1 pseudogene is annotated in these 707 nt (G+C 37.3%); it reads left to right on the top strand.

The annotated features are described in order from the left end of the window. Nucleotides 1-707, top strand: a pseudogene (locus JWF52_RS18475) (DNA-directed RNA polymerase subunit beta); the annotation flags it as partial.

Here is a 707-nt window from a genome sequence, read left to right as displayed (position 1 = left end):
TATTCATATCGAAGAATATGAATGTGAAGCTAGAGATACTAAGCTAGGACCAGAAGAGATAACTAGAGATATACCTAACGTTTCTGAAAGTGCTGTAAAGAACTTAGACGATAGAGGTATAATCAGAGTAGGTGCTGAAGTAGATTCAGGGGATATATTAGTTGGTAAAGTAACTCCAAAAGGAGAAACTGAACTTACAGCTGAAGAAAGATTACTTCGTGCTATCTTTGGGGAAAAAGCTAGAGAAGTTAGAGATACTTCACTAAAAGTTCCTCATGGAGAGTCTGGTATAATAGTTGACGTAAAAGTCTTCACAAGAGAAAATGGAGATGATTTATCTCCAGGAGTTAATGAATTAGTTAGATGTTATATAGCTAAGAAGAGAAAGATAAAAGTCGGAGATAAGATGGCTGGACGTCATGGTAATAAAGGGGTTATCTCAAGAGTATTACCTGAAGAAGATATGCCGTTTATGGAAGATGGAACTCCTCTTGATATAGTTCTTAACCCGCAAGGGGTACCATCTCGTATGAACATCGGACAGGTACTAGAAGTTCATTTAGGACTTGCTGCTAAAACTTTAGGATGGCATGTAGCTACATCAGTATTTGATGGTGCTAAAGAAGGTGACATCAGAAAAGCGTTAGTTAAAGCTGGATATCCAGAAGATGGTAAATTAACTTTACACGATGGTAGAACAGGTGAAA

Source organism: Clostridium sp. CCUG 7971 (assembly GCF_017590215.1).
Taxonomy (GTDB): Bacteria; Bacillota; Clostridia; order Peptostreptococcales; family Peptostreptococcaceae; genus Faecalimicrobium.
Note: the sequence above shows the minus strand (reverse complement) of the source record. Positions and strands in the feature narration are given on the sequence as shown.